At 64.6% G+C, this 7,202-nt stretch carries 7 protein-coding genes; 6 read left to right on the top strand and 1 reads right to left on the bottom strand.

The window, feature by feature from the left end; genetic code table 11:
• The 4 genes from VEY12_07900 to VEY12_07885 form a co-directional block, all read left to right on the top strand.
• The coding region (locus tag VEY12_07900; protein HYM40049.1) for a branched-chain amino acid ABC transporter permease at nt 1-926 on the top strand (926 nt) is incomplete at its 5' end.
• A 16-nt stretch (nt 927-942) separates the two neighbouring features.
• On the top strand, nt 943-1,923 hold the full coding sequence (locus VEY12_07895; GenBank protein HYM40048.1) for a branched-chain amino acid ABC transporter permease: 981 nt from the start codon (nt 943-945) through the stop codon (nt 1,921-1,923).
• On the top strand, nt 1,920-2,681 hold the full coding sequence (locus VEY12_07890) for an ABC transporter ATP-binding protein (GenBank protein ID HYM40047.1): 762 nt from the start codon (nt 1,920-1,922) through the stop codon (nt 2,679-2,681). The genes VEY12_07895 and VEY12_07890 overlap by 4 nt, the downstream gene beginning before the upstream one ends.
• Nucleotides 2,659-3,477, top strand: a complete 819-nt coding sequence (locus VEY12_07885; GenBank protein HYM40046.1) for an ABC transporter ATP-binding protein — start codon at nt 2,659-2,661, stop codon at nt 3,475-3,477. Before VEY12_07890 ends, VEY12_07885 begins: the two co-directional genes overlap by 23 nt.
• 4 nt (nt 3,478-3,481) lie before the next feature.
• On the opposite strand, the gene VEY12_07880 is transcribed toward VEY12_07885, so the two are convergent.
• On the bottom strand, nt 3,482-4,870 hold the full coding sequence (locus VEY12_07880; GenBank protein ID HYM40045.1) for an ABC transporter substrate-binding protein: 1,389 nt from the start codon (nt 4,868-4,870) through the stop codon (nt 3,482-3,484).
• Nucleotides 4,871-5,118: 248 nt separating this feature from the next.
• Here VEY12_07880 and VEY12_07875 point away from each other — a divergent pair, with 248 nt between their 5' ends.
• Nucleotides 5,119-5,562, top strand: coding sequence for a zinc ribbon domain-containing protein (locus VEY12_07875; GenBank protein HYM40044.1), 444 nt, complete (start codon nt 5,119-5,121; stop codon nt 5,560-5,562).
• A 52-nt stretch (nt 5,563-5,614) separates the two neighbouring features.
• Nucleotides 5,615-6,907: a hydroxymethylglutaryl-CoA reductase, degradative gene (locus VEY12_07870; GenBank protein HYM40043.1), complete on the top strand. Its 1,293-nt coding sequence runs from the start codon at nt 5,615-5,617 to the stop codon at nt 6,905-6,907.
• Nucleotides 6,908-7,202: the final 295 nt, after the last annotated feature.

Raw genomic sequence — 7,202 nt, 5'->3', positions numbered from 1 at the left:
TCTACGTGCTCGGTGCTTCGGGCCTCTCCTTGACGTACGGGGTCAAGAAGTTCGCGAACTTCGCCCACGGGGACCTGATGACCGTCGGGGCCTACCTGGCATTCGTCGCGACCAGCTATTTCCAGCAGTCGATCGTGGTTGGGTTCATCTTCGCGGCCATCGGCGTTGCCCTCCTGGGAGTGTTCTTGGAGCTAGCGATCTTCCGCCGGCTTGACGGTCGGGGAGAGGTCGCGCCCCTGATTGCGTCCGTCGGCGTCGCGCTCGTCCTTGAGAACGTCCTCAATCTCACATTCGGCACGAGCCTCCAGTACCTCCCGGTGATGATTCCCCAGGACTTCGCCCTCGGCAACACGGGACTGCATCTGAATGCCGTCAAGGGCATCGCGACCGGGATCATCGCCGTCGCGCTCATGGTGTGCCTCCATGTCCTGCTCAATTACACGACCCTGGGCAAGGCCATGCGTGCCTGCTCGGACGATCTCGATCTCGCCCGCGCATCCGGGATCAACACCCGGAACATCGTGATGTGGACGTGGGCCCTGAGCGGGGCGTTCGCGGCCGTCGCGGGCGTCCTTCTCGCGATCATCGTGAACTTGGTACCCCTCCTCGGCTTCCACGTCCTCCTCTTCATCTTCGCCGCGGTCATCATCGGGGGCGTCGGTTCGCCGTCCGGAGCGCTCTTCGGCGGATTCCTGGTCGGCCTCATCCAGGTGGTTTCCGACGTCCCGCTCGCCTGGTTGGCGAATCAGGGGATCCTCCTGGGGGGCGTCGCGTACGAGCCTGCCGTCGCGTTCATCGTGATGATCCTCGTCCTGCTCTTCCTCCCGGATGGGATTATGGGGGCACGCCGTCCGTCCACGCGGTGGCGCGCGCGACTCCGGTCCCTGAAGACACGGGTCCTGAACCGGCCCCAGGGGGCGGAGTGACACGAGCTTCGACCCCCTGTTCCTCGCCGCGGCCAACTACTTCGTTCCGAGCACCTTGCTCGCGATCGCGGCGTTGGGCTTGAACATCCAGTGGGGGGAAACCGGACTCTTCAACGCGGGCGTCGCGGCCTTCGTTGGGATCGGTGCGTACACGTTCGGGATGTTCGCCACGGGTCTGGTTCCCCCCACGACCATCGGGGGCATCCCCATCACACCGGGACACTGGGGCCCTCCCATCCCGACCGACCTCCTGCTCTCGGTCCTCGTAGCCATGGCCATCCCCGCACTCGTCGGCATCCTCATCGCGATTCCGACCGTGCGGCTCCGGACGGACTACCTCGCGATCGCGACCTTGGCCTTCGCCGAAATCGTGCGCCTCGTGTTCAAGAACGAGCGCGAGTTCACCGGCGGGGACCAGAACCTGAACCTGATCCCCCGCCCGTTCCAGTGGCTCGTACCGCCGGGCCCCGTGTCCGACATCCTGTTCCTCGGCATCATCATGGCGATCCTTCTCGGCCTCCTGTTCTTCTTGAATTTCCTGTACCGGTCGCCATGGGGTCGGTCCCTCAAAGCGCTCCGCGAGGACGAGGAGGCCGCAGAGGCGATCGGCAAGGACACCTTCATGCTGAAACTCGGTGCCACGGGCATCGGGTGTGCGGTGATGGGGCTCGCAGGCGCCTTGTCCGCCTCGTACGCGCAGACCGTGGGCCCGGACCAGTTCGTGCCATTCTACACCTTCACGGTCTATGTGATCGTCATCCTGGGCGGCAGTGGCAACAACCGCGGCGTCATCGTCGGCGCGTACCTGTTCTACCTGTTCGAGTGGGGCGCGCAGGAGATCCAGGCGCTCCCGGGTATCCCGGGCACCGCCTCGACGACGATCGTCTTCGGAGAGACGATCGTGATCGGCCTTCTCCTCATCTTCTTCATCCTGTTCAGACCCGCGGGGATCATCCCCGAGCGGAAGTACATTCCCCCGGAGCCGAGGAAGACATGAGCGAGCCGATCCTCCGCGTGATGGACGTCCATCGCTCATTCGGCGGGATACGCGCTGTGGATGGATGCAGCCTGGACGTGCAACCGAATACGATCACCGGCCTCATCGGCCCAAACGGAGCGGGGAAGTCCACGCTGTTCAATATCATCGCCGGGCTGTACGCTCCCGATTCCGGCGAAATCGTCTTCCAGAGAGAGCACGTCGAAGGGCTCCCCGCCCACGCCGTCGTGCGACGAGGGCTCGTGAAGACGTTCCAGATTCCCCATGAGTTCCGGAATCTCACCGTCCTCGAGAACCTCCTGGTGGCCGCTCAGCACGTCCGTGGGGACCGCCTGATTGACCTCGTCCTGCACCCGCTCGGGATCCGCAGGGACGAGGCGGCGATCCAGAAGAAGGCCGAAGACATCCTCGGCCTCGTCGGACTGCGGCCGTTGCGCGACGAGTACGCGAAGAACCTGTCCGGAGGACAGAAGAAGCTCCTCGAGATCGCCCGCGCCATGATGGAGGAGCCGCGGATGATCCTCCTCGACGAACCCATGGCGGGAGTCAACCCCACCTTGGCCCAGAAGCTCCTGGAAATCATCGAGTCCCTGCGCAAGAAGGGCATGAGCTTCTTCCTGGTCGAGCACGACATGGACATCATCATGAAGCGCTGCGACTGGGTCATCGTGATGCACCAGGGTCGCACCCTGGCCCAAGGGAAGCCCGATGAGATCAAGGTCCACCCGCAGGTCATTGATTCCTACCTGGGAGGCTGACGCCACGGCCCTTCTCGAGATCCGGGACGTGCACGCGGGCTACGGCGAGACGGAGATCCTCCATGGGGTCTCCGCGGACGTGGGCCAGGGGGAAATCGTCGTCATCATCGGCCCGAATGGAGCGGGCAAGTCCACCCTGATTCGAGCCGTGATCGGCATCCTGAAGCCGACGAGCGGTTCTATCCGCTTCGCGGGGGCGGAGATCACCGGGTGGAACCCGGAGGACTTGGTCGTCCAAGGCCTCGCCTACGTGCCCCAGAACCGCAACGTGTTCCCGCGGCTGACCGTCCGGGAGAACCTGGAAGTCGCCGCGGTGAGCCGGAACCCGGGGTGGATGCACAAGGTCTACCTCCGGATCGGGCGAGCGTTGCGCGCGAACCGAGCGTCGGAGGCCACGGTGTTCCTTACCCCGGAACAGTTCGACGAGCGAATCGATCGAATCGTCGAGATCTTCCCGAACCTGAGGACCAAGCTCCGGCAGCCCGTGTCGACCCTGAGCGGCGGGGAGCAGCAGATGGTCGCGCTAGGACGGGGGCTCATCCTCGATCCACGTCTCATCCTCGTGGACGAGCCGTCCGCGGGGATGGCCCCGAAACTCGTCACGATGATCTTCCAGAAGATCGCGGAGATCAACCAGTACGGAACGGCCATCCTCCTTGTGGAGCAAAACGCGAAGCGTGCCCTCGCCATGGCGCACCGAGGGTACGTGCTCGAGATGGGTCGAAACCGGTATGAAGGAAAAGGAGAGGCGCTCCTCTCGGATCCCGAGGTAGGGCGCCTCTACTTGGGTGGTTAGCGGTTCACGACTCCCGGGCCACGACCGTCGCTGCGACCGGCGACCAGGTGAGCCCGCCCACGGACGCAGTCCCCACGCTCAACGATCCCACCGAGCTGACCAAGCTCGAGACGAGCGTCTGCGGGAAGATCTGCTTTATGATTGCGGCTCCCGTCGAGTTCGCGCCCCAGATGACGTACCCACTCAGGGGGTCCCCGTACTGGTTCACCTGGGTCCCGCCCGACGCGCCGACGTAGTTCACCGACTTCCCTTGGGAAATCGCCGTGAGCGCGGCGGACCATTGCCCGGGCAGGATTGTGGTCCCGCCCGAAACGGCCACCTTCTGAATGTTCGCCTTGATCGTGTCTCCGGTATAGCTCCCGCCGATCTGTGCGGCCATGGCGATCATGTACACCGCGTCGTAGTTCGTGTCATCGAACAGGGTGGGGGTGTGTCCGAACTTCGCCTTGAAAGAGGCTTGCCAGGCAGGGTAGTTCGGGCCCGTGATGCCGCCGTAGGCGCTCGGGGCGCTCCCCTGCCACACCGCCTCGCCGGCGCCGTACGTGGAGAAGAGCGCGGTGAGGAAGTTCTTTTGGTCGTACAGGCCCTCGGAGAACATCCACTTCACAGACGACCAACTCGCATGGGTCCCTAGTAAAGTGTTCCAGTTCTTCATCATCAGGACCCCGTCCGCCGGGTAGCCCGCCAGGTAGATCAGCTGTGGCGCGGGGGTCGCGCTCATGATCTGCGAGAGCTGGGTGGAGTAGTCCGTGGCCCCGGCACCGACCTCGGTTACGGTCACGATCGGGCTGTCCGTGACGTTGCCTCCGAACTTCTTGAAGGCGCCTGCGTAGACGCCCGCCAGCCCGGTTCCGTAGGCGTTGTTAATCCCGATGACGGCGGTGTAGTTGGTCGTCAGGTTGTGGTGTGCGTAGTACGCAGCCACGACGCCCTGAAGCGCGTCGGACGGCGCGGTCCTCGCCCAGAAGCCGTTCGTCAGGGTGAGGTTCGAGAAAATGGGCGACGTGCAGGAGCCAGAGATCTCGAACACGTGGTTCGCAGATGCGATCGGGACGACCTGTGCGCACTGACCGCTTCCGGTCGCGCCCACGATGGCGTTCACCTGGTCCGTCGAGATGAGCGCGCGAGCGGCGGCAGCGGCCGCGTCCGGCTTCGTCTGGTCATCCGTGTGGTAAATCAGGATTGGGTGCCCCAGGACGCCGCCTGCCGCGTTGATCTCAGCCACGGCCATGTCCGTGCCGTTCTGATTGTCCGGCCCGTAGGGGCTGAGATCTCCCGTGAGGGAGAGCACCGTCCCGATCCGCAGGCCCGGTGTGCTGAACACGCCCGCGTAGAACGCGATCGCCACGCCCGCGATCACGATGATGACGACCACCGCAATCGCGATCCACAAGGTTCGTCGACTCTTCTTCGGAGCGGGCGTGGGCGTCGGTGCCCCGCCCCCTCCGGCCGAGGGAGTTTGCTCCTCCATCCGATTTCCCCGTGTCCGCATCCTGCCTGGTCGTGATATACCTTTGCACGCATGCGGACGTTCTTCGAACTCGGCGGTCGTGCGTCGCTTTTCGGTAGGGCGAAGTCTCGGGGTCTGGAGTCGCCGTCAGCCGTTATATACGCGGAAGCTGATGAAGACGAAGAGCCGCCATGGTCTCGTTACCGGCGGGCGCTTCGCCCTTCCAGCTTGGTCCCCTCGACGCCTTCCTCGGGGCGCTCTGCATCGCGGCCATCGCGTCCCTGGTCATCTTCATCCTCATCGCTGTCTGGGTCTATCGGGACGCCCAGACGCGCGGCATGGACGGCAACATCTGGGCCATTGCCTTCGTGCTCGCGGGGTTCTTCCTTCCGTTCGTCGGCGGCCTGGTCGTCCTCATCGTTTATTTGATCGTCCGGGCGGAGCGCCCCGTCATGTACCCGGTCGGGGTGCCGGCGGCTCCGTATGCCGGCCCACCGACGTACCCGCCCCCCGCGCCGCCGCCGGGTGCGCCCCGGGTCCAGGCGGCCCCTCCCGCGTCCCTCCGTTGTCGCAGCTGCGGAACGCCACTCAACCCCGGCGCCGCGTTCTGCCCCTATTGCGGCACCCGAGTCTGAGCCCGCGATGCCTTTATGGCGGGAGAGCCCCTCTCCGCGGATCGGTGCCGGGATGAAGACCTCGGACGTCTCGGGATTCTACAAGAAGAGCCCCCAGGAACGCTGGCAGGTTGTGCGGGAGTTCGGGGATCTGTCCGAAGCGGAGATGGCGACGATCCGGAACACGGGGGCCCTCGCCTTCGACCAGGCCGACCGGATGATCGAGAACGTCGTCGGTGCCCTGCCACTCCCCCTGGGCATCGCGGTGAACTTCCGGGTCAATGGGAAGGACTACCTCGTGCCCATGGCGATCGAGGAGCCGAGCGTGGTCGCCGCGGCCTCCAACGCCGCCAAAATGGCGCGGGCCAAGGGCGGCTTCACCACGAGCTCCAGCGGGCCGATCATGATCGGGCAGATCCAACTCGTGAACGTCGCGGACCCGCATGGGGCCAAGATGACGATCCTGGCCCACCGGGACGAGATCCTCGCGCTGGCCAACGAGAAGGACCCCGTCCTCGTCAAGTTCGGGGGCGGCGCGAAGGATGTCGAGGTGCGCGTGCTGGACACGGCCCGCGGGCCTATGGTGGTCACGCACCTGCTCGTCGATTGCCGCGACGCCATGGGGGCGAACGCGGTGAACACAATGGCCGAGGCGGTCGCGCCCCACCTCGAGAGGTGGACCGGCGGCCGTGTGTACCTCCGGATCATCTCGAACCTGGCGGTCAAACGCCTCGCGCGGGCGCGGGCCGTGTTCGCGAAGGATGCCATCAAGACGGAAGACATCCCCGGCGAAGACGTGGTCGACGGAATCGTACAAGCTTTCGCGTTCGCGGATGCGGACCCGTTCCGCTGCGCGACCCACAACAAAGGGATCATGAACGGTGTGGACGCCGTCGTCGTCGCCACGGGCAACGACTGGCGGGCCATCGAGGCGGGTGCGCATTCGTACGCGGCATGGAAGTCCGGCGGCTATCGCTCCCTAACGACCTGGGAGAAGAACGCGGACGGCGACCTCGTCGGGACGATCGAGATGCCCATGCCCGTTGGGTTGATCGGGGGCGCCACCGCGGTGCATCCGACGGCCAAGGCCAACGTCAAGCTGCTGGGCGTGAAGACAGCAGCCGAACTCGCGGAAATCATCGCTTCGGTGGGTCTCGCCCAGAACTTCGCGGCGCTCCGGGCCCTGGCCACGGAGGGGATCCAGCGGGGTCACATGGGATTGCACGCTCGGAACATCGCGGCGACGGTGGGAGCCGTCGGCGACGAGGTGGATGCGGTGGCTGCGGTCCTGGTTCGCGAGCGAAAGATCCGGATGGATCGGGCCAAGGAAGTCCTCGAGGACATGCGAAAACGGAAAGCTCTGTAGTAATATATTGGACCGTGAATAATTCCAATTCGCCACGAATCGGTAGCAACTAAACAATAATACTGAGTACCGATACATAGTCTAATATTCAACCTGAAACCAGACTCCCATTTCAACGGGCGACTCCGTAGCATGGTCGCTCGCCGCCCGGGTCGCCGTCGTCGGCGCATCGTCCGATGCATAAGAGGTCATGAATAAAAATCCGGGATCAGCACGTAGCGGGAGGCGAACGCGTCGCAACCCGCTTGGTCACGTCAAATTCGCCCGACCGTCAGGCTTTTATACTCAAAGTTCA

The organism is Thermoplasmata archaeon (assembly GCA_035632695.1).
Classification (GTDB): domain Archaea; phylum Thermoplasmatota; class Thermoplasmata; order RBG-16-68-12; family RBG-16-68-12; genus RBG-16-68-12.
The sequence above is the reverse complement of the archived record's forward strand: the minus strand, read 5'-3'. Positions and strand labels throughout refer to the sequence as shown.

Excerpts from the sequence above, each read along its gene's own strand:
- VEY12_07890 (HYM40047.1), top strand. The coding sequence starts at position 1,920 with ATGAGCGAGCCGATCCTCCGCGTGATGGACGTCCATCGCTCATTCGGC.
- VEY12_07875 (HYM40044.1), top strand. The coding sequence starts at position 5,119 with ATGGTCTCGTTACCGGCGGGCGCTTCGCCCTTCCAGCTTGGTCCCCTC.
- VEY12_07870 (HYM40043.1), top strand. The coding sequence starts at position 5,615 with ATGAAGACCTCGGACGTCTCGGGATTCTACAAGAAGAGCCCCCAGGAA.